General features: G+C 38.1%; 14 protein-coding genes. 9 read left to right on the top strand and 5 right to left on the bottom strand.

The window, feature by feature from the left end; translation table 11 throughout:
* Positions 1–87: 87 nt before the first annotated feature.
* Entirely contained in the window at positions 88–525 is a 438-nt protein-coding gene (locus BUB05_RS11475) for a MarR family winged helix-turn-helix transcriptional regulator (RefSeq protein WP_073049758.1), read from the bottom strand.
* Between the two features lie 332 nt (positions 526–857).
* On the opposite strand from BUB05_RS11475, the gene BUB05_RS11470 reads away from it, so the two are divergent.
* Positions 858–2,243, top strand: coding sequence for an MATE family efflux transporter (locus tag BUB05_RS11470; RefSeq protein WP_073049757.1), 1,386 nt, complete (start codon positions 858–860; stop codon positions 2,241–2,243).
* A 20-nt stretch (positions 2,244–2,263) separates the two neighbouring features.
* Here the strand turns inward: BUB05_RS11470 and BUB05_RS11465 are convergent, their stop codons facing one another.
* Entirely contained in the window at positions 2,264–5,191 is a 2,928-nt protein-coding gene (locus BUB05_RS11465; protein ID WP_073049756.1) for a tetratricopeptide repeat protein, read from the bottom strand.
* A gap of 114 nt (positions 5,192–5,305) precedes the next feature.
* Between BUB05_RS11465 and BUB05_RS11460 the strand changes: the two genes are divergently transcribed.
* The 8 genes from BUB05_RS11460 to BUB05_RS11425 all read left to right on the top strand — a co-directional run bounded on the left by BUB05_RS11460 (position 5,306) and on the right by BUB05_RS11425 (position 17,665).
* Positions 5,306–6,622 carry a YjiH family protein gene (locus tag BUB05_RS11460; protein WP_073049755.1) on the top strand — a complete coding sequence of 439 codons (1,317 nt, stop codon included), beginning with the start codon at positions 5,306–5,308 and terminating at the stop codon, positions 6,620–6,622.
* Between the two features lie 10 nt (positions 6,623–6,632).
* Positions 6,633–7,574, top strand: coding sequence for a 4Fe-4S binding protein (locus BUB05_RS11455; protein ID WP_073049754.1), 942 nt, complete (start codon positions 6,633–6,635; stop codon positions 7,572–7,574).
* A gap of 2 nt (positions 7,575–7,576) precedes the next feature.
* A complete protein-coding gene (locus BUB05_RS11450) occupies positions 7,577–8,179 on the top strand; it encodes a class I SAM-dependent methyltransferase (RefSeq protein WP_175548557.1) in 603 nt (200 codons plus the stop codon).
* A 107-nt stretch (positions 8,180–8,286) separates the two neighbouring features.
* Positions 8,287–10,302: a transporter substrate-binding domain-containing protein gene (locus tag BUB05_RS11445; protein WP_073049752.1), complete on the top strand. Its 2,016-nt coding sequence runs from the start codon at positions 8,287–8,289 to the stop codon at positions 10,300–10,302.
* Between the two features lie 10 nt (positions 10,303–10,312).
* The gene (locus BUB05_RS11440; protein ID WP_073049751.1) at positions 10,313–11,671 is read left to right on the top strand and encodes a sigma-54-dependent transcriptional regulator; all 1,359 of its coding nucleotides are present in this window, start codon (positions 10,313–10,315) and stop codon (positions 11,669–11,671) included.
* 275 nt (positions 11,672–11,946) lie between these two features.
* Entirely contained in the window at positions 11,947–13,311 is a 1,365-nt protein-coding gene (locus tag BUB05_RS11435) for an alanine/glycine:cation symporter family protein (protein WP_073049750.1), read from the top strand.
* Between the two features lie 285 nt (positions 13,312–13,596).
* Positions 13,597–16,170 (top strand): leucine-rich repeat protein, encoded by a 2,574-nt coding sequence (locus BUB05_RS11430; RefSeq protein WP_073049749.1) that lies wholly within the window; start codon positions 13,597–13,599, stop codon positions 16,168–16,170.
* 151 nt (positions 16,171–16,321) lie between these two features.
* Entirely contained in the window at positions 16,322–17,665 is a 1,344-nt protein-coding gene (locus tag BUB05_RS11425; RefSeq protein ID WP_073049748.1) for a glucose-6-phosphate isomerase, read from the top strand.
* 35 nt (positions 17,666–17,700) lie between these two features.
* Here BUB05_RS11425 and BUB05_RS11420 read toward each other — a convergent pair whose 3' ends face one another.
* From BUB05_RS11420 to BUB05_RS11410, 3 genes are all read right to left on the bottom strand, one after another.
* Positions 17,701–19,092: an ATP-binding protein gene (locus BUB05_RS11420; RefSeq protein WP_073049747.1), complete on the bottom strand. Its 1,392-nt coding sequence runs from the start codon at positions 19,090–19,092 to the stop codon at positions 17,701–17,703.
* A 133-nt stretch (positions 19,093–19,225) separates the two neighbouring features.
* Positions 19,226–20,773 carry a murein biosynthesis integral membrane protein MurJ gene (murJ, locus tag BUB05_RS11415; protein ID WP_073049746.1) on the bottom strand — a complete coding sequence of 516 codons (1,548 nt, stop codon included), beginning with the start codon at positions 20,771–20,773 and terminating at the stop codon, positions 19,226–19,228.
* Positions 20,774–20,817: 44 nt separating this feature from the next.
* Positions 20,818–22,077 carry an O-antigen ligase family protein gene (locus BUB05_RS11410; protein WP_073049745.1) on the bottom strand — a complete coding sequence of 420 codons (1,260 nt, stop codon included), beginning with the start codon at positions 22,075–22,077 and terminating at the stop codon, positions 20,818–20,820.
* Between the last annotated feature and the right edge of the window lie 30 nt (positions 22,078–22,107).

The raw sequence follows: 22,107 nt of genomic DNA, 5'->3' as shown, positions 1-22,107 counted from the left end.
TGTCCAGTAAAATATGCATAGAGTATTCCCCCATATTTTTTGATATGGGGGAATGTTGAGATATAATAGCGCATTCGGATTTATCATTCACTTTGAGTCCTGAACAGCTTCATAAATGTTTTTTGACATACGAATCAACAATTCTCTAGCGATTTGTTCCTCTCCATATGAAAAACCTCGAAACAGTATTTCAGTTACTTCTTGCGTTATGTCATATACCTCATCGTGTAATTCATAACCTTTCTCAGTTATGTATAATTCCTTTCTTCTCTTATCTTTCTCTCCTTCCCTCTTTTCCACATATTGCTCACTAACCAGTCCCTTCAATATCTTAGTAACAGAAATTTTATCCATCATCAAGTCCTTGCCCAGTTCATCTTGGCTAACGCCTTTATTTTTATTCAGGTAATGCAGGATCTGAAGCTGATTTCTCTTAATATTGTATTTTTCCAATTTCTTATTGAAATAATAATTTACATTTTTAGAAATAATTGTAATATGCTTGCCTGGAAAATCGTGATTCATATATGTCATCCCCTTGTCTTAGTTTCTATTTCATTATATCCCCCGAGGAAAGCATTGTAAAGTGATTGAAATCAGGAACTTATTTTGATTGCATTTTTAAACTATCTTAAGTCACGCATCAATTGGTCGTGATTTTATTTTTTCACCAGCCGATTTATAGACAAATACAAGCCCTATTCCTCAACCCATTAACAAGGCGACAAAACTTTTCCAACTTCTAAAGATAGAGGGTATCCAAAAGACAATTGAATATTTTTAGTTTCTTTTTGCAACTTTTATGGTATACTGATATTATAACAGTAGCAACTATATTTTTTAGAGGAGTTAATCGAATGCAGAAAAAAGCAAGGCTGACAAGCGGAAATGTGTCCAAACAGTTACTAAATCTATATATACCAATGATTGCAGGTATGTTGGGGATGATTACTTTTAATTTAATTGATACTTTCTTTATTGGACAGTTAGGATCCGAACAACTGGCCGCAATGTCCTTCACCTTCCCGGTGGTATTAGTAATCCATAGTATAGCTGCAGGAGTCGCTTTGGGAAGTTCAGCAATAATCTCCAAGCTAGTAGGCGAAGAGGACCATTGTCAAATATCAAGATTAAGCACAGCCAGCCTGATTCTTGGTTTTATCGTTAATATTCTACTTGCAGCAATTGGTCTAATTACTATAAAGCCTCTTTTCTCACTGATGGGTGCCAAAGGCATCACCCTGGTTTATATCAAAGAATATATGACCATTTGGTACTTGGGAATGATTATGCTCGTTATCCCCCAAATAGGCAATAATATCATCCGCGCTTTGGGAGACACCAAAGTACCAAGCTTAATTATGGCAGTTGCTGCTATTACCAATGCAATCTTAGATCCCCTGCTGATCTTCGGAATCGGGCCATTCCCTGATTTAGGGATTCAAGGAGCCGCCATCGCTACAGTTATTTCTAGAACATTAACTTTTATAGTAGCCCTATACGTTCTAAAATATCGAGAACAACTTATTACTTTCGATAAGATTTCTTTCAGCAAGCTAATTGAGTCATGGAAGAAAATTTTGTATATCGGTGTCCCCAACGCTCTTGTTCAAATGTCTTTACCGATCGGGGCAGGAATTATCACCAGGTTGTTGTCTACTTACGGGACTGAAGCGGTCGCTAGTTTTGGGGTGGCTACTAAAATTGAATCTTTTGCATTATCCTTTACAGGAGCCTTGGCCATAGCAATAGGGCCATTCATTGGCCAGAATTTAGGGGCGAAAAAATTCAACCGTGCAGCTAAAAGCTATAAAACGGTAGAAATGTTTTCAATTATTATCGGAATCGTACTGGCTCTGGTATTAGGTATTTTCTCGAAGCCCATTGCCGCAATCTTCAACGATGACTCAAATGTCATAAACACCATTACTCTTTATATCAGAATCGTTCCCATAGCTTATGCTTTCCAAGGAATTCTAAGGATCGGTTCAACAGTCTTAAATGTACTCAATAAACCTTTTCATTCTTCAACACTAATTGTAATCCAAATTTTTATCCTCTATGTTCCTTTGGCCACACTCGGGTCAAAGCTTTTCGGATTAACCGGAATTTTTGGTGCGCTATCATTGTCCTATCTCATTTCAGGAACAATAGCTCATTTTGAAACCAAACGTCAACTTAAGATATATATGAATAACTTGCAGGAGAAAGACGGCTTATACACAATGAACTCATTCCTATAATCCATTGAAATTTCTGCATCTCAACACAACAACTCTTCTAAAAAATCAATTTCTCCGGTCATTTTGAGCACTTTAAAGCTATCAATTGCCTCCTGTACATAGTATCGAACATCTTTATCCAGGATGTCAGAGAATATACTGTTCAGTTCGCTATTCTTCAAACATTCTACTTTGATCAAAACCATAGCCTTTAGGACAAAGCTTGATTCATACGGATTCTTCAATTTTTTTGCATGCAAAATGGATGATTCCAAATATTTATGCGACAGCTTGTAATCCCCTTCATTGAAATGAATCAACGACAAATAACATTCTGTCAGTGGTTTGCTCCAGATGGTAAATACCTTTTTATGAAGCGTTTCCGATTTCAACAGATACTCTTTTGCTTCCGAAAACCTCCCCAATTCATACAATGATTGGCCAAGATTGGTATAGTAAACGGTTTGTCCGCTTAGGATATTTGAATCCAGGCATATCTCCACAGCCTTCTTATAATATTCTGTAGCTTTAATATAGTCACCTTTATACTTATATATATAGCCCAGATAATTGTAAGAAGAAGCGAGATTCAGTGGCGATAGTTCCATGTCACTGCTGCTGCCAAATATCTCTATACTATCCTTCAATTCACTTTCAGCCTTATCATACCCACCATTCATTATTCGATAAAGACCCCACAGCCTTTTCAACTTGCCTATTTCAAACCTTGAGCCGTCTTTATCCGTCAATGCCTTCAGTTTACAGAGATAATCATGCATCTGATCCAAGTCTCTGATCTGAATGCTGTAGTAAATCATCTGATTGTAGGCCTTATACAAGGCATTATATGCCTTGGCGTTATCAATTGCCGCCAGAACACTGTTTTTCCCATCTTCGTACATGCAATTCTTTATCTCATATGCACCCTTTAAAATCTGAAAATCAATCCAAATATCATTATCCCTGTCCAGTTTATTAATTTCCTTATTCAGATTTACCAAGTCTTCATTGTTTATACTGGATATATATTCCGGATATTCTATATTAGGATTGAGTAAAAACTCGTATTTCTTTACAACGTATTTTAAATACTTGTTTCTGTTCCCGATAATTCTATAATGATATACCAGCCGATTATACTCCAGATAATCCCTGGCAGTGCCTGTCAGTCTTTTCTCAATATTTTCTGCAATATCGGAATGATATCTCCTGAGAATAAGTCCTGACAACGAGTCATAAATATACTCCCGAAATTTATCATGAAAAAAAGCAATACTTATATCATCATTGTCATATTCCTCTATCAGGCAACCCATTCTGACCAGTTCGTCAAGAGACTCCAATATTTTCAATTCATCGAGTTTCAACACATCAGATACTATTCTGTAATCGATTACGTCAAAAAAAGTCGAAGATACAGACAATATCCTCTTGTGCAAGTCACTCAACATTTCATATTTGTTCTTAAATATTGAAATAAACTTGAATTCATTAATTGTTTTATTGCCGTTTTCCATTGATTCGATGTACTCAAACAGAAACAACGGATTACCCTTTGTTTCTCTGTAAAGTTTGTTTACCAGGTCAGGATCCGTATCATGCTCAATTCTTTTTCCAATTATTTTCTCAACGTCTGCGAAGGAAAAATTATCCAATTCCACCATCATCAAATCATTCTTGTTGATCATAATATCAGTCAGATCTACTATTCTATGGATTTGATTTCTCCTGCAAGTTGACAATAGTAATATTTTATCTTTAAATCTGCCCATGAATAGATTGGATAGTAGTCTCAGACTCAAAAAATCCATATTATGGATATCGTCAATAGTAATAAGAAGTTTATTACTGCGTGTCAATTCAAGGCAAATACTCATGAAGGCTTCTTCAAATTGTATATATGACACTTTCGTCATTCGTTCAACATCATCGTCAATATGATCAGAGCCAATATTTTCATAGGACAGAAAAGGCAGGAACTTATTTATAAGGTCTATATCATCCTTTTTAATACTTGTAACCTTTCTATTCATCAAGTCCAGTACTTGCTTCGTGAATTTATATATAGCCTTGAAGCTAAAATCATTTTCAATTTCAAAACATGACAGATTTATTCTAATAACATTATCGTCATCATTCATGTCCCTGATGATGTTATTCATCAGAAACGTCTTACCGGTACCGACACCACCATATATAATGATATTGGAGTAATCCAACCCATTTATAAAATTGCTGTACTGTTCATTTATCTTTATAATCTCATCGCTTCTGCCAAAAAAATTCCTCTTTGCTTTACCCTGAGAATCCTTTTTCAACGAAACAAGCTTTCCGTATATTTCCGACGTTTCCTTTTCAGGCATTTCATTTAAGTCCGCCTTCAATAACTCTCGCATTCTTAAATAGATTTCAATTCCCTTGTTATACGAATTGAAATTCAAGTAAAACAACATCATCTTCCTGCAGCTTTCCTCATCGTATGGGTCAATCTTAGTGATATTTTCATAAGCTTTACGCACTTTGGATTCATTTTTTTCATTTACTCCATCATCAAGCTGCTTCCTGTTTCCAACCATGTACAATTCTGAATGCTTATCGTATAAATCCATAAAAAAACTCTGTATTTCATCAGATTCCGGCAGACATATACCTTCCATAATCCTATTTCCAGCTGAATCAACGATAACTTCAACTTCAACATCATTATCAACAGACAATATATCCTTGCTTGTATTGAAAATATTCCTTCCTATTGTTTTCCTGATGTAGTACAGATGATTTCTCAAATTCTTCCTTGCCGCACTTTCATTGCTGTCAGGCCAAATCTGGTAAGCCAGTCCAGTACGCGAAACCTTTCCTCTCAGAACCATATAATAAAAAATAACCTCTGATTTTTTGTTGTCAAAAAATATCTCATTGTTTTCAATGAGAGTTCTGGGAATTTGATTTAAGAATATAGAAATTTTCATAATTTAACCTCATAAATGCGTAAAAGGACATTTTCAGGGACACCGCTATCCTATTATAACAATAGATTTACTAATTTTACAACATTTAGTAATATATAAACAGGAGGATTTATTATGGAAAAAAATCTATCTCGTCAAACCAGCAACCAAAGAAAGGGTTTGGCAAAATTCTTATTTTTTAGTTTCTTGGGTATCTTCATGTTCTTCGTTTCGGTTTCAATCAACGGAAAAAAGACCATCCCGCTTGATCATTTAGTGACCTTCATCAAGACTTACCTGTCACCTGCAATACCTGTTTACATACTTGGTGTTACCACCTATGGTGCAATTAGACCTTTTGTCAAGAAAACATGGAACACAAGCAAAACTCAGATATTCTTTTCTTTTGCTAAAATTGCAGGAGCAGTTTTAACATACATGGTCTACTTTAAGATTGGTCCTGAATGGCTTTTTGCCAATGATATGGGGCCCTTCCTCTATAATGTACTGCTGGTATCAGTGGGAGTTATAGTCCCTGTAGGTGCAATTTTCCTTACTTTCCTGATAGGCTATGGTTTCCTGGAATTCTTTGGCGTTCTCATGAAGCCGGTAATGAGACCCATATTCAAAACCCCCGGAAAGTCATCCTTGGATGCGGTAGCATCATTTGTAGGCAGCTACTCTGTCGGTCTATTGATTACGAACAGGGTTTTCAAGGAAGGAAAATATTCAATTAAGGAAGCGACCATAATCGCGACCGGATTTTCAACAGTATCCGCAACATTCATGATAGTGATTGCTAAAACCTTAGGACTCATGGATATATGGAATCTATACTTTTGGTCTACTCTCATAATCACTTTTATAGTTACTGCAATCACAGTCAGGATTTATCCTATCAGCAGCATACCGGAAACATATTACAAGGGAAATGGTTATCCTGAAAAAGTTTTTGAAGGCAATCTCTTAAAAAATGCCGTCAATGAAGGCATCAGCGCAGCAAATAATACAGAACCTCTGCTTAAAAGCATTTATGAAAATTTCAAAGACGGATTGTTAATGGCAGCCAATATTTTGCCTACAGGCATGTCTTTAGCCTTAGTTGGATTAATCTTGAGCAAATACACTAACTTCTTTGATTTTCTTGGATATATTTATCTGCCGTTTTTCAAATTGTTAAATATCCCAGATGCGCTACTTGCAAGCAAGGCAGCCGCCCTGTCAATAGCCGAGTGCTTTATTCCATCACTTGTCGTGACAGCCTCACCACTGCTCACCAAATATGTCGTAGGAGTAATATGCGTCTCTGCCATAGTATTCTTTGCAGCTACTGTTCCATGCATACTTGGAACAGAAATACCCGTGAAAATAAAGGATCTTGTAATAGTTTGGATAGAGAGGGTTATTGCTACAATAGTGCTGGCGTCCATTGTTGGAAAATTGTTTCTATAGGAGCTGAACCATGTTGTATATTGAAGAAAATAAAAAAGTCGAATTGATGAATTCGTTAAATATCCCTTCATTACTGGCGCCATATTTCGATACATTCTATAATCCGGATGTTCTTGATGTCATGTATATACTGGTCAACAACAGGCTATCAGCTGAAGAAATAAGCAAGAAACTGGGATATGAAGCTTTCGATAAAATAGACAAATTGTATAAGGATGCAATCATCAACAAAACATCTGAAGACAATGCTGTAAAATATGAGTTGAGTACGTTGTTTACACGGGTCAATTTAATGGCAACTTTTCAAAGAGAAGTCTGGGAGAATATTCCTGACGAAATCAGGAAAAAAATTTCAGAATGGCACTTTGGAGAATTTTTAGACAGGAAGAAGAAGCTGGATCTATCCGATATAAGCAAGAACCAAAACTCAATAGTTCCGTTAAATGAAGCTATAGACTACCTTATGTCATCAGATGAAGATATATATATAATTCCCTGTGACTGCAAATCAACATCCGAGAACTGTAATCACAGCAAAAATACCTGCATTACTCTTGGCAAAAGCAAAGCACCTTCAATAGAAAGAGGTTATGGCAGAAAAATCTCTAAGGAAGAAGCTATCGTCATACTCAATGACGCTGACAAAGAAGGTCTTATTCATACTATTGAATCCCATGCAATTTGCAATTGTTGTACCTGCTGCTGTTATCCAATGCGGGCCTCAAAAGAACTGGGTCTTGAAACAGTGTGGCCTAAGGTCAAATATGTAGTAAGCATCGATGAGGATAAATGTGTAGGGTGCGGACTTTGCTCCAATAAATGTCAACGAAATGTGTTTTCATTGGAAAATCGGAAAGTCAATATGAATTACGATTCCTGTGTCGGATGCGGTGTTTGTGTCAATGCATGTCCCAAGGAAGCCCTGTCTTTGATGCCGCTAGGGAAGTCCTAAACATGAGCGCAGCATTTTTTGACAGAATTGCTGGCAACTGGGATTCAAGAAATATAATTGACAAGAAGAAGATATCCCTGGCTCTTGATAAGGCAGCTGTGAACAAAGGCTCCAACATATTGGATGTCGGAACTGGAACAGGCATACTGATTCCATATCTGCAGGAAAGAATTGGATCTACAGGTCAAATAACAGCCGTTGATTCATCAAAAAACATGTTGAAAATAGCCAAGTCTAAATATTGCAGTGAAAATATCACCTATCTGAATGAAGATGTTGAAACTGCAGATTCTTCATCCAAATATGATTCAATCATATTGTTCAATATGTTTCCACACTTAAAAGACGGACTGGGTACTGTTAAAAAACTGTCACCAAATAATCTCAAAAATGGCGGAAAGCTTGTTATCTTCCACTCCCTTGGCAGGGAGCGAATCAACAAGATCCACAAACGGGCAGGTACGGAAGTTGAAAACCACAAACTGATGTCTGTAGATAGCCTGTCTGCAATATTCAAAAATTCCAACATTAATGTGTTGGAAAGATTTGAAAACGACGAGCTGTATATGATATTGATAGGTTCGAAACAATTAAATAAGACATAAAATTGAATGAAGCCTTTCTGTTAAGTCTACAGAAAGGCTTCATTTGATTTCATTTCCCCAAAATATATGTTATTATTGTAGGGATAACGTTTATCTCAGGAGCCCATATGAATAACAAGAAAGCAATTCTAATTGCCATCGGCGTCTTTATTCTCTTCATATCTTTGAATGTCCTTTTTCAGACAAGGCTCGGACAGTTCATAACTTCCGATCTGTTGAAGAACGACGACCTCAGTACGGAGGAACAGATCTGGCTTGAAAACAAGGGAGAGCTGATATACGGTGCAGATGAAAATTCCCCACCTTTGATGTTTGTCGATGAGGAAACATCACAATACACAGGATTCACCATAGACTACGTAAATGCCATGTCCCTGGAAATAGGAAATGAAATAAAAACCAAGTCATATGTATGGGAAGAAGCTTTAAACAAGCTGGCTGCAGGCGAAACGGATTTCTGCGACATGTTCCCTTCAAAGGAAAGAGGAAAAATATTCGATTTCTCAGAACCCATATATACACTCAAAAGCATATTGATCGTAAATAGTGACAATGAAGAAATAAAAACGATACAGGATCTTAGAGGCAGGACTGTGGCCATACCCCGATCCGATTACGGTGTTGAATTTCTGAAGGAAAGAGTTCAGGACATCAACTTCATATATACGGACAACATCGAAGAAGCCATAAAAGAAATACTAAAGGGAAATGCCGATGCCGTCCTCGGGGATGAACCGAATATATCCTACTACATCAAGAAGCACAATCTGTACAATAACATCAAGACCCTTGACAATGCAGTATATGAATCAGAAGTTGTTCTTGCAGTCAAAAAAGGAAACAGCATTCTTCTTAGCATTCTCAATAAAGGTATACGAAGGCTTGAAAACAAGCAGACCATACCGCTGATACAGCAAAAATGGTTTGGCCTATCAGGCGACTTAAAGAAAGAAAGCATAAGTGAAATCATAATACTCCTGACTATGATTTTTTTCGTAATAATCTTCATTACCATGTACATATCATATAGATGGAACCGATCCCTCAAGTACCAGGTTGACTTGAGAACGGAAGAACTGACAGTCAGCAGGGAAAAGCTCCGAATCACCTTCGACAGCATTACCGAATATATTTTCGTATTGGACAATGACGGAGAGATAATGGATGTAAATGCAGCCTTTATGGATTATATAAATCTGGACAATGATACAATATCAGGCAGAAAGCTTTATGAATTCTTTGATACTGAAATATCCGACAAAATTAAAAGCATTATCAAAGAAACTCTGATAAGAAAGGAAGGCCTCATCAAGGAAGCCAATATAAAAGGGCGTATTTACAATGTGAAGACTTTCCCATTCAAGAAGAACAGCCTTGAACTGAACAGGGTTATTATGATGGTCGAGGACATCACAAAAGAACGGATAATGGAAAACCAGATGCTCCATTCTTCAAAAATGGCTGCCATAGGTCAGCTTGCATCCGGTGTTGCTCATGAAATAAGAAATCCCCTTGGACTAATAAGAAACTATGCCTACCTCATCGAAAAAAAGGTCAGCAAGAATGATGAAGTGACCAGAAAAGCCCTTGATGTAATTGAAGATTCCGTAGAAAGAACCAGCAGCATAATAGACAACCTGTTGAACTTTTCAAGAATCTTCGGAGACAAGAACGAAGATACGAACATACAGGAGTTCATTGAAGATATTGTAAACCTGGAAAGAAGCTTTTTCGAAAAGAACAATATCGACTGCAAAGTCATATGCAGCGATGATTTGAACATTGTGATCAACAGAGAATCCTTCAAGCACATAATCATCAACCTTATCGGCAATGCCAGCGATGCAATGCCTGAGGGAGGAACATTGACTTTAAGTGCCGAAAAATGCGACGACGGATTAGTATTCAAATGCATAGATACAGGAATTGGAATAGACAAGGAATCCATCAATTCCATATTCAACCCTTTCTATACAAAAAAACTTAAAGGCAAAGGAACAGGCTTGGGCTTGTATATAGTATATAATGAAATAGAAAAAAACGGCGGCAATATAAAAGTTGAAAGCGAAGTCAATGTTGGAACTACATTTACACTGGAGCTTCCGGCATTATCTGCGGTTTGAGGGAGGGCCTATGATTAAAGAATTTAGCATTCTGGTTGTAGACGACCAGATGGAATACAGAGATGTTCTGAAATTGATACTTGAAGAAAGCGGCTTTGCCGTTGACACGGCAGATTCGGGAGAAAACGCCCTGGAGAAGATACAAAATACCGAATATGACCTTGTGCTGACCGACTTGATAATGGACGGCATGGATGGCATCGAACTGCTGCGCAGAATAAAATATCTAAACAACAAGATTGAAGTAATAATCATTACCGGATACGGATCTATCGAGAACGCTGTCCATGCAATGAAGGAAGGAGCCTTCTCATATTTCATCAAGTCCCACAATCCTGACGAACTGTTGAGCGAAGTCAGAAAGGTAATACAACTAAAGGACCTTGAAAAGGAAAGCAAAACAACAAAAAATCTTGGCATCATTTCAGATTTCTATCTCGAAACGAAAAGCAGGACGTATAGAAAAACCCTTCAAATCGCAAAGAAGGCTGCACAGAGCAATTCCAACATTCTGATTCTTGGTGAATCAGGTGTCGGCAAGGAAGTCATAGCAAAATACATCCACAAGAACAGCGACAGAAAGGATTTGACATTTGTCGATGTAAACTGCCACGGCTTTTCAGACACCCTGTTCGAATCCGAGTTCTTCGGCCATGAAAAAGGGGCTTTCACTGGTGCCGTTGACAGAAGAATAGGAAGGTTTGAACTGGCCGACAAGGGAGTTCTGTTTCTAGATGAAATCGGCAACATTTCATTCAGTGCACAGTCAAAGCTCCTGAAGGCAATTGAGAGCAAGAAAATCGAACGCATAGGCAGCAACAAGGTCATCGATATAGATTTCAGATTGATTACCGCGACCAACAAAAACCTGACGGAAGAAATAGAAAACGGGACTTTCCGGGACGACCTTTACTACAGATTAAGCACAATAACGATAAATGTTCCTCCCTTGAGAAAAAGAAGAGAGGACATCCAAAGCCTGTTCTACTATTTTGTCAGGAAATACAGTCTGGAACTTGATAAGGATATAATCGATATCGATGAAGCAATTATCAATCATTTAAATCAATATGATTTCCCGGGAAATATCAGGGAACTCAAAAACATGACGGAAAGGCTGGTCGTCCTGACTGAAGATGGAATCCTGAGACTTTCAGACCTTTTGGAGACATCAAGCGACAACAACAAAGATGTCAGCAAGCTGGACAAAGAAATTGTCCCCCTAAGGGAAATCAGGAAGGAAGCCGAATCCAATTATATCAAAAAGGTGCTGGAAATCTGCGAATACAATGTATCCGAAAGTGCAAGACAACTGGGCATCAGCAGGAGGCAGCTATTCAATAAAATAAGCGAATACAGCTTGAAGTAGTGCAATTTATTACCCACATGACTGTGAAATAAATTGCACATGTGAAAAAAACTTCTCAGATTTTAATAATCTGCAGAAGTTTTTTTATTTGTGCAGCAATTGCAAAAACAGCCTTTCATGAAATTCAGCATAAAATGCAATATTGGTATCATTATTGCACTTACTATAAAGAAAATGAAAGGAGCTGGTCAAAATGGTGTATGCAGGCTAAAAATCTAAAGATTGAAGAAATAGAGAAATTCAGGAATCATACAAATCAAAATCGGAGGTAGTTTATGGATCTAATAAATAACATTAATGATACGATTAATGGTCTCGTATGGGGACCATACATGATACTTCTTTTGATAGGAACCGGTATATATCTTTCAATCAGACTGAAATTCTTGCAGGTAAGATATTTCAAGGCAATAATGAAGGAAACTCTAGGAAAGATGTTTCACAAGAAAGTCGAAGGAGAGGGTGAAATCAGTCCGGGCCAGGCAGGTCTTACTGCAATTGCAGCAGTTGTCGGTACGGGAAATATAGCCGGAGTTGCAACTGCAATAGCCATTGGAGGACCAGGAGCAATCTTCTGGATGTGGGTGTCGGCATTTTTCGGCATGGCTACAAAATTCTCGGAAATAACTCTGGGTATAAAGTATCGCGAAAAGAGAAAAGACGGCAGCTTCGCAGGTGGAGCAATGTATTACCTGACAAATGGATTGAAACAGAAATGGATGGGAATCTTCTTCAGCTTAATGGTAATAGCAACCTATTTCATCATCGGAGCCATAGTCGATACCAATACTATTGCATTGTCAGTACAAGAGCAATGGGGGATAAATCCTCTCTATACAGGTATATTCCTGGCTGTTATTACAGGAATTGTTGTACTCGGCGGTATAAAGAGAATCGGAGAGGTATGTGAATTTCTTACACCGTTCATGGGTGGAATCTACCTTGTTGCAGGTCTTGCAATAATCGTAATAAACATCTCTGAGATACCTTCTGCATTCGCAACAATCTTCACATATGCATTCAAGCCTGCCGCAGCTACAGGAGGATTTGCAGGTGCAACTGTTGCAAGGATGATGACAATAGGAACAGCAAGAGGAATGTTCTCAAATGAAGCAGGAATGGGTAGTTCCCCAATAATACACAGTAGTGCTATTACAGATCATCCTTCAAGACAGGGACTCTGGGGTGTTGCAGAGGTATTTGTAGACACCATGCTCATCTGTACAATTACAGGTCTTGCAATAATAGTTTCAGGCGAATGGACAACAGGAGTATCTGGTGCAGCTTTGACAATGAGGGCTTTTGCAACTGCACTGCCAGGAGACTTCGGAGGATACATAGTTGTCATTTCAGCAATGCTCTTCGGATACAGCTGTCTCATTTCAGCAAACTACTACTGTGAAAGAGCCGGCGAATACCTGTTCGGAACAAAGAGTATCATTCCAATCAGAGTGCTCTGGATTGTATTCATAGTAATCGGTTCAGTCGGAGGTCTGGAGTTTGTTTGGGCACTGGCAGACACCGCCAATGGACTTATGGCAATACCAAACCTGATAGGTCTCATATTCCTTAGCAAAATGGTCGTTAAGGAGAAAGAAGACTTCTTCACAAATACTATTGACAAGAAGGACGTCATGTAAAGATTCCGGAAACAACACTGCAAAAAACATACAGTAAAATCAAACCCGCCAAGACTTTAGACTTCATAGAAGTTAAAATCTGGCGGGTTTGATTATTTGTTGAAAATATTGTATTGATTTGTGTATGTTATTGTATAATGATGATCCGTTCAAGAATTATCATATTTGCTTTCACTCTGCTGGCTTGACACATATATTAAGAAAATGGATGCTGGGCGGTTTCATTCAAAGGTTTTATTTTGATTTCATAAAGTAGTATAATTGAATTGAGAGGAGGGAAAACAAATGGAAACAAGTAAAATGAAAAGAATTTTGCTGACAGTTGTAATAATTCTCATAATTTTAGCGGCTATTCCAATGAATGAAGCTGAGGCCGATAGCTACGGTGATTTTGAATACGAATTGTTCAACGACGATACGGAAATAGAAATAACCGGCTACACAGGGTCGGGAGGCGATATCGTAATACCCAGCAAAATCAGCACGGGCCTGATATTCAAGAAGGATAAAAAGGTCACCCGCATTGATGATTATGCATTCTCTAACGAAAATCTGACAAGCGTTGTGATACCCTACGGTATAAATAAAATATATAATTTTGCATTTTCAAACAATGAACTTGAGAGTATCACCATACCGGACAGCGTGACTTTTTTAGGCCGCGGTGCATTCAAAGACAACAAGTTGACCGGCATATATATATCAAGCAATATCACCTATATCAATACCAGCGTATTTGAAAACAATCTCTTGACCAACTTCACAATACCCACCAATATATTGTCCATCAATGACTATGCATTTTATAACAACAAACTGACATCAGTAGTTTGGCATGCAGATATTGGAGGAATTTCACTTAATGCCTTTAACGGCAACCCCGACAACATGACCTTCTTCGGCCAGGAATCAGCAGGAGAGACCTATGCCAACAATAAGGGGTACAACTACTGCGGATATCAGCTTATAGAAGAGGATACGTCTGTCGAAATCACAGACTATTCCGGTTCATCGGAATCCATTGTAATTCCAGATAAAATAGCAACTCTTCCCGTAACAAGCATCGGAGAGAGAACCTTTGAGTATGGCGGCCTTACAGATGTTGCCATACCCGACAATATAACAAGCATAGGCAAATATGCATACAACGGCAACAGTATCAGCAGCCTGTCACTGGGCAGTAGTGTCAAAACCATAGGCTACGGTGCATTTTCAAACAATGAGCTGGAAAGCCTAACAATCCCCGGCAATGTCGACACGATAGGAAGCTTTGCATTCCAGTCCAACAAACTTACCAGCCTGACAATCGAAGACGGTGTCACCGACATCGGAGAGCATTCCTTCAAGAACAATATGTTGACTGAAGTTTCAATCCCTGACAGCGTAACCAGCATAGGCGGTTCAGCATTCAAGGACAACAGTCTGACTTCAGTGACCTTTCATACAAGTACATTCTCAATATTTGACACTGCATTCGACGGCAATCCTGAAGGACTGACAATATACGGAGAATCCGGCTCCTCCGCCGAGACGCTGGCTATAAACAAGGGTTATGCTTTTGTTCCAATCAGCGAAACAGTCGATCCCCTTGAACCGATTGAACCAGTCGAACCAGTCGAGCCGGTTGATCCTACTTTACCTATTGAACCCGATGTGCCGATCGAACCTGTTGAACCTATTGAACCTGTTGAACCAATCATACCTGATGAAACAATTGAACAAAACTATAACTACGAAGCTGCAGGCGATGGACAGGGAATTGAAATCACCGAATATACCGGTCAGGAACAGGTTTCCGTCACCATACCTTCATCCATAGGAGGCAAGACTGTCACAAGCATAGGAGAATATGCATTTTACCAGAAACACATAACCGGAGTCGTAATACCCGACAGCGTTGAAATCATAAGGGCCTACGCATTTTCCGGAAATGTGGTTCTTGCCAATGCTGCCATAGGAAACGGAGTCACTACAATTGAACACCACGCCTTCTACTACAACCGCCTTGTCAGCCTGACCCTAGGCAGCAGTGTCGAAAATATTGCCGAGTATGCATTTTACTCAAACGAATTGACCGACATAACAATTCCCAACAGCGTTACAAGCATTGGAAAAGGTGCCTTCGGTTACAGTCCCCTGACAAGCGCAAGAATTCCCGGAAGCGTTTTGACCCTTGACCAAGATGTCTTTTTAAACAACCGAACGGCTGCAGCAAACCTCACAATCTACGGGAATACAGGTTCGAAAGCAGAAGCCCTTGCCAGTGCCAAAGGATATATCTTCGAGCCTATAGGGGACGCCATGGTGCCTGCCAAAGAGAAATCGGAATTTTACGACATGACGCCTACGGACTGGTTCTATGAATCCGTCTCCGAGCTCATAACACTCGGAGGTATCAGCGGTTATCCCGACGGCAGTTTCGGACCTTCTCTAACAATGAAACGCGGAGAGTTTATCAAGCTCATTGTCGGAGGCATGGGCTATAGCCTTGAAAACGCCACCGGCGAGCACTGGTCCATGAACTATGTGAGAATGGCAAAAAGCCAAGAGCTGAACCTTCTGGATTCCAACGAGTTTCCAGAGTCTATTCTCGACCTGGGCATAACAAGAAACGAGATGGCCAAAATAGCGGTAAGGGCGATAGACCCCCAAGGAACGATGCAAGTTGAAAACGAAGAATACTACAAATATATAATCAAGGACTTTGATACCATTCCCAGCTATTACAAGGATTATGTCCTGAAGGCATACAGTTTGGGCATATTGACCGGTTACACCGACGGCGAGTTCAAAGGCGACAACACACTGAACCGGGCAGAAGCGGCAACTGTTGCAATCCGGATATTTTATTCAAAGTAGAATTCCAAGACAACCCGTAAGCAATTCAAATTATGGGATGACCGTATAGGAGTGAGTACAATGCCTAAAACCATATTCTTGTTTCATTATTCCCTGAATGTTATAATATACTTATAAAAATATTGCACTAAACAATTCTAAGGGGGATTATATGAATTTGACATTTGATTATTCCAATAGTGGCATTCACAATCATGAATTAAAAGGTTTAGAGAATATGGTTAAGGTGGCCCATGAAATGCTTCATGAAGAATCTGGCCTGGGAAATGATTTTCTCGGTTGGATGGATTTGCCTCAAACATATGATAAAGAAGAGTTTGCACGCATAAAAGCTGCAGCGAAATCAATTCAGGAAAAAGCAGACGTGTTGGTTATCATCGGAATTGGCGGTTCTTACCTCGGTGCGAAAGCTGCTATTGAAGCACTGACAAGTCCGTTTTTCAATATGCAATCTCCGGAAGAAAGAAAAGGGCCCCAGGTATTGTTCGCAGGTCATACGATCAGCGGAACTTACTTAAGCCAATTGGTGAAATTCCTTGAAGGAAAAGATATATGCCTGAATGTCATTTCTAAGTCAGGTACAACAACCGAACCCGGAATCACCTTCAGGGTGCTTAAAAAACTGGTGGAAGAGAAATATGGCAAGGAAGAAGCAAAGTCAAGAATTTTTGCTACGACAGACAAGGCGAGAGGAGCGCTTCGCGAACTCTCTGATTCGGAAGGCTATGAAACTTTTATTATTCCTGACAATGTAGGCGGACGTTTTTCAGTATTGACGCCTGTCGGATTGCTTCCCATTGCGGCTGCAGGAATTGACATCGACCAATTGATGGCCGGTGCAGAAGCAGGACGCCTTGAATATGCCAATGACGACATCAACGAAAACATTTGTTATCAATATGCCGCTGTTCGTAATGCCCTTTACAACAAGGGAAAAACAACGGAGATTCTTGTAGACTACGAACCTCAAATGTTTTTTGTTGCAGAATGGTGGAAACAACTTTACGGCGAGTCGGAAGGAAAAGACAACAAAGGAATTTTCCCGGCAGCTGTCCACAACTCGACAGACCTTCACTCCATGGGACAGTATATTCAGGAAGGACGCCGCAACATCTTTGAAACAGTAATCATGGTCAAGAATCCTGAAGCCGACGTGATCATCGAAGAAGCTGAAGTGAATCTTGACGGATTGAATTACCTTGCCGGTAAAGGTTTTAATTTCGTAAATGAAAAAGCATTCCAAGGTACATTGCTGGCTCATGTTGACGGAGGTACCCCCAACCTTGTTCTTACAATGGAGGCTCTCGATGCATTCAATTTTGGGAAGTTGATCTACTTCTTTGAAAAAGCATGCGGAATCAGCGGATACCTTCTAGGCGTCAATCCATTTAATCAACCGGGAGTTGAAGCATACAAGAAGAACATGTTTGCCCTTCTTGGCAAGCCGGGATTTGAAGATCTTAGAAAAGAACTGCTTGAAAAACTGGAGAAATAGCAGCTTTGAACTACCTCCGCCTCCTAGGAGGTAGTTCAATTCAAAAGCATCAAATCCTCCCTTTCCTCAGCCAGTTCCAGTAACCTGTCTGTAAATCCTGAAATGGAAAATACTACATACCATACTTTTCTACCTTCCCTTTTCCAATCTATCATACCAGTCTTATCTACGAGTCTATAAAAAACATCCACATCAACTTTATTGTTTGTAAATTTACATTCTCCCGCCATCAAGTCACAAGTTTGGTCGTTTAATGCAACAATATCTATTTCCTCAGTTCGATTCCACCACTTGCCGTTTCTGATAATCTTGAAGGGTAGTCTGTTTTCCCTACTGAGTTCCCATAAGGATTGTCTGCAAACATCCTCATAAACGTATGATACATGATTCTGAACAAAGCCTTCACGAATCCTTTCGGTCACATAGTCAAAATCTCCCATTTCAATCTGGCTTCTATATGGATAAATAAATTTGAACCAGAACTCTATAAAATTATCGCACAAGAAATACAAGCCACTTTTACTTTTATCCGGATTCACTTCCGTCACAGGTACAATTCTTGCAATCAAGTCAAGATCCATAAGCACCTTCAGATATCTGGTTATACTGGTTTGATTCGTTCCCATGGCGGAAGCAATTTTTCCAAGCTTGTGGTTACCGGAAGCGATAGTCCTGATAATTGAAAAATACGTTCCTATATCCCTGACCTCTTTCTCCAGCAAAAAATAAGGTTCCTCATATAGAAAGCTCAATTTTTTTAGTATCTTGTTCTCTATCGCAGCCTCAACCGTCTCTTCATTCCTCAGAAGCTCAATATATTTAGGAACACCGCCTGTTACGGAATATAACTCTATTAGTTCTTTTCTTGACCGTTTCTGAAAAAAGCCTCCATAATCCTTGAATGAAATCTGCTTAAGCTTGATCTGACCCGTTCTTCTTCCATACAAGGGTGATGAATATGATAAAACCTGACTTTCCATCATATTTATTAGAGACCCACACAGGATAACCATAATGTTTTCATCTGCCAAATGAATATCCCATATTTTTTGAAATACCGAAGGAAATGACTTATTGGACTTGCCCAAATACTGAAACTCATCAATAACCAGAATCTTCCTCTCATCCCTCTTGTAGTCTCTGAATGCCAGAAATACATCCTCCCAAGAAAAATCACTGCCTCTCATTAGAAACCTGTTGCCGGTATACTCTGCAACCATGGATTTGAAAGCATCAATATTTTGTCTTTCTCCTTCCTCAGTAGCAAGGAAATACAACCCTTTCCTATTACTCAGAAACTCCCTGATCAATGATGTCTTTCCTATTCTCCTTCTCCCATATATAACTACAAAAGAAGAACCATCATTTTCATATTCGCTTTTTAAGAAGTCCAGTTCATCAACCCTGTCTATAAATCTTTGATTCATATCGCACCTTCTTCAATGGTTTATATGCTTATTATACTCTATAATATTATATTTTAAAATATAATAATTAAAAACATTAATGGTTGTTGGTGCAAAATCGTATTTTGTGCATATAAAACAACTAACTGTTATACTACTTCTGAACCCTCTTGATGATCATATCAGCTATGTTGAACCTTTTTCCAATAGCAGCAACCATACTTCTAACCTCTTCTACTTTCATAAGATAGACTAATATGAAGTAAGTAATCGCACCGATCACTATGGAAAAGACAAGTGACAGACTTTGATTAAATTCATTGCTCATAAAATTATAGAAGAATAACTTTGAAACAACACCCATGGCTGATGAAGCCAGGAGTATTTTCATTAATTCAATTGTCATTTTCTTTAGGCCAAGCACTCTCAGCTTTTTATTAAGACTCATAAACATTAATCCCATTGTAAAAAACGCGGATATGCTTGTTGCCAATGCAAGTCCTCCTATACCTAAATACCTTGATAATAATATATTAAGAATTATGTTGAGAGACACTCCTATAGTGGTATTGATCACTGGTGTTTTTGTGTCTTTCATAGCATAAAAAGACTTGGACAATACATCTCTGATTCCTACAGCCACCATCCCTAAAGAGTAAAATGCCAGAGCACTGGCAGTTATAACAATTGCATTACTATCAAATGCGCCTCTTCCAAACAATAATGCCACAATCTGTTTTGAAAATAATACAGCTCCAAATGTAGCGGGGACCAACAATAAATTAACGCTGTTTATTGAAGAATATATTGTTTTTTTTAATCGTTCTTCGTCCTTAGCCACAACCATCCTTGAAATCATAGGATACATTACAGTCGTTATCGGTACAACAAAGATTCCCTGGATAAAGAGATTAAGCCTGCTGGAATAAGAAAGTGCAGATATTCCCCCAACCATAATTCGAGATGCAATATTTTTATCAACCAATATGTTTAATTGATTTATCGATACTCCCAATATCACCGGAATAGATAAAACCAACATTTCCCTTAAATATGTATCATTTAAATCTATAGTAAATCCATGCCTGTACCTTTCTTTCGATACTAATTTCAGCAAAAATATGAATTGAACTGCAAATGCAAAGATATTGCCAATGGCCAAAACAATAGTATCAGTTTTACTACTTAATATTATAGATATAATTATTAAAACATTGTATGGAATAATTCTAAGTGCCGGACCCAAATAATTGTTTTTCAACTGCAAAAATGCGGTAAACACATAAATCAAACCTGAGAAATACACTGTAAATATACTGAACCTTACAAATTGAGCAGTTAACTTCAACGTTTCCCCTTTAAAACCTGATGCAAACAGCTGAATTGCCGGAACTGTGAAAACTAAAACGGTTATGGTGATCACTGTGCTTATTATTAAGATCAAGTTTATTACATTACTGGTAAACCTATTTGCAGCTATGCCATCTTTCTCTTCTATCAGACTATTGTATATGGGAATAAAACTAGTCGCAATTCCCGTACCGATAAAAGCAAAGATTGTGTCGGGAATAGTGAGCGAAATTAAGTAAGCATCTGTTATACTCGATACACCATAAAAATATGAAACCACTATATCTCTGGCAAAACCTGTCACTTTAGACAATATTGTTATCAACATTAGATATATTGCAATTCTATTCATTATCAACCTGCCTCTTAAGCATTATTTGATACGGTTATCCATTGCTAAAATCCTGCTTCGTTTCTATAATCCTCCTCGTGATTCTCGCACAAACTAACGCTATATAGTACCCCGAAAAACATCCATAGCATTCTAGCATTATTAAGAGATAAAGAGAGTGAGCCAAGTAGAAAAACAATCAGCATGTCTCTCATTATTATCATGTCCCTGCTGCCACAAAATTTCCTGGTCTTGGAAAAGACATTTATCATATTCAGGAACAACAGCATTGCAAATGGAACACCCCATTCAGCTATGATTTGTAAGAATGTATTATGGGCAAGACTTCCACTACCATATGATATTCTGGCAGGCAAATATGAACCAGTACCCACTCCCAGCAAAGGCGACTGTTTAATGATTTCAATAGCATCTGTCCATACCTTAAGCCTAATAGACCCATTTGCTGATATGGCTGCATTGAAATCAGTAAACAGCAATCTGATTCTTCCAATCACCGGGTTTATGCTAACCAGCTGGTCCATTAATACTTGCATTGCACTTAGTAAAAGAGAGCCTGAAATAAATATAAATATCAAAAATAATAAATTATAGCTTATATGTTTATATGACTTATTTTTAATTAGCATTCGCATATATGAAACAAATAAATATAATATACATATTATCATGCCGGTTTTCGAACCTGATAGTGCTATTGATAGAAATAATGATGCACAAATTAGTGCCTTAATCATCTTGCTTAATTGTTCATTATTTATTACGTAAACTAAAACACTGCATTGAATTAATGAAAAATAGTTTGGATCATTCATCAATCCAACATAACGTGACCCTTCATAAAATAGAATGCTCCTGAAAACATTTATGTCCAGCAATACAAGTACTATACCTAAACCACCCATGAAAATAGACATTATGGAATACCACTTGTATGCCGACATAGTCATTCTGTTCTTGACCAGGTTATAACCAAATAAAAAATATAAAAATGAAGCAACCATTTTAATATAGTCATTGAGAATTGAATTGATATTAAGACCATAATTGAATTTATTAGGAGAAATAAAAACTGACGTGCATAAATTTGTTATAGATAAGAACACGAAAAATAGTAAAACTTTTTTCGGTATGAACAACTCATTATTAATTAAATAAATATAGAAAAGAAGTACTAATGCAATATCTGAAATTGATATATTAATCCCCGAAATTGGTTTCTGGTGATTGAGAAATATTGATATAATACAAATTAAGAATATCACTATTTTGTTTTTTTCTTGTGTCTCTACAATATCTTTCACAATATATCCTCCTGATAATTGATGATATTA

Source organism: Dethiosulfatibacter aminovorans DSM 17477 (genome assembly GCF_900142005.1).
GTDB lineage: Bacteria > Bacillota > Clostridia > Tissierellales > Dethiosulfatibacteraceae > Dethiosulfatibacter > Dethiosulfatibacter aminovorans.
This window is presented reverse-complemented; position numbering and strand designations above follow the sequence as displayed.

What these genes read in the sequence shown, in the direction of transcription:
- BUB05_RS11475 (WP_073049758.1), bottom strand. Translation starts at nt 525, where the DNA reads ATGAATCACGATTTTCCAGGCAAGCATATTACAATTATTTCTAAAAAT.
- BUB05_RS11470 (WP_073049757.1), top strand. Translation starts at nt 858, where the DNA reads ATGCAGAAAAAAGCAAGGCTGACAAGCGGAAATGTGTCCAAACAGTTA.
- BUB05_RS11465 (WP_073049756.1), bottom strand. Translation starts at nt 5,191, where the DNA reads ATGAAAATTTCTATATTCTTAAATCAAATTCCCAGAACTCTCATTGAA.
- BUB05_RS11460 (WP_073049755.1), top strand. Translation starts at nt 5,306, where the DNA reads ATGGAAAAAAATCTATCTCGTCAAACCAGCAACCAAAGAAAGGGTTTG.
- BUB05_RS11455 (WP_073049754.1), top strand. Translation starts at nt 6,633, where the DNA reads ATGTTGTATATTGAAGAAAATAAAAAAGTCGAATTGATGAATTCGTTA.
- BUB05_RS11450 (WP_175548557.1), top strand. Translation starts at nt 7,577, where the DNA reads ATGAGCGCAGCATTTTTTGACAGAATTGCTGGCAACTGGGATTCAAGA.
- BUB05_RS11445 (WP_073049752.1), top strand. Translation starts at nt 8,287, where the DNA reads ATGAATAACAAGAAAGCAATTCTAATTGCCATCGGCGTCTTTATTCTC.
- BUB05_RS11440 (WP_073049751.1), top strand. Translation starts at nt 10,313, where the DNA reads ATGATTAAAGAATTTAGCATTCTGGTTGTAGACGACCAGATGGAATAC.
- BUB05_RS11435 (WP_073049750.1), top strand. Translation starts at nt 11,947, where the DNA reads ATGGATCTAATAAATAACATTAATGATACGATTAATGGTCTCGTATGG.
- BUB05_RS11430 (WP_073049749.1), top strand. Translation starts at nt 13,597, where the DNA reads ATGGAAACAAGTAAAATGAAAAGAATTTTGCTGACAGTTGTAATAATT.
- BUB05_RS11425 (WP_073049748.1), top strand. Translation starts at nt 16,322, where the DNA reads ATGAATTTGACATTTGATTATTCCAATAGTGGCATTCACAATCATGAA.
- BUB05_RS11420 (WP_073049747.1), bottom strand. Translation starts at nt 19,092, where the DNA reads ATGAATCAAAGATTTATAGACAGGGTTGATGAACTGGACTTCTTAAAA.
- murJ (WP_073049746.1), bottom strand. Translation starts at nt 20,773, where the DNA reads ATGAATAGAATTGCAATATATCTAATGTTGATAACAATATTGTCTAAA.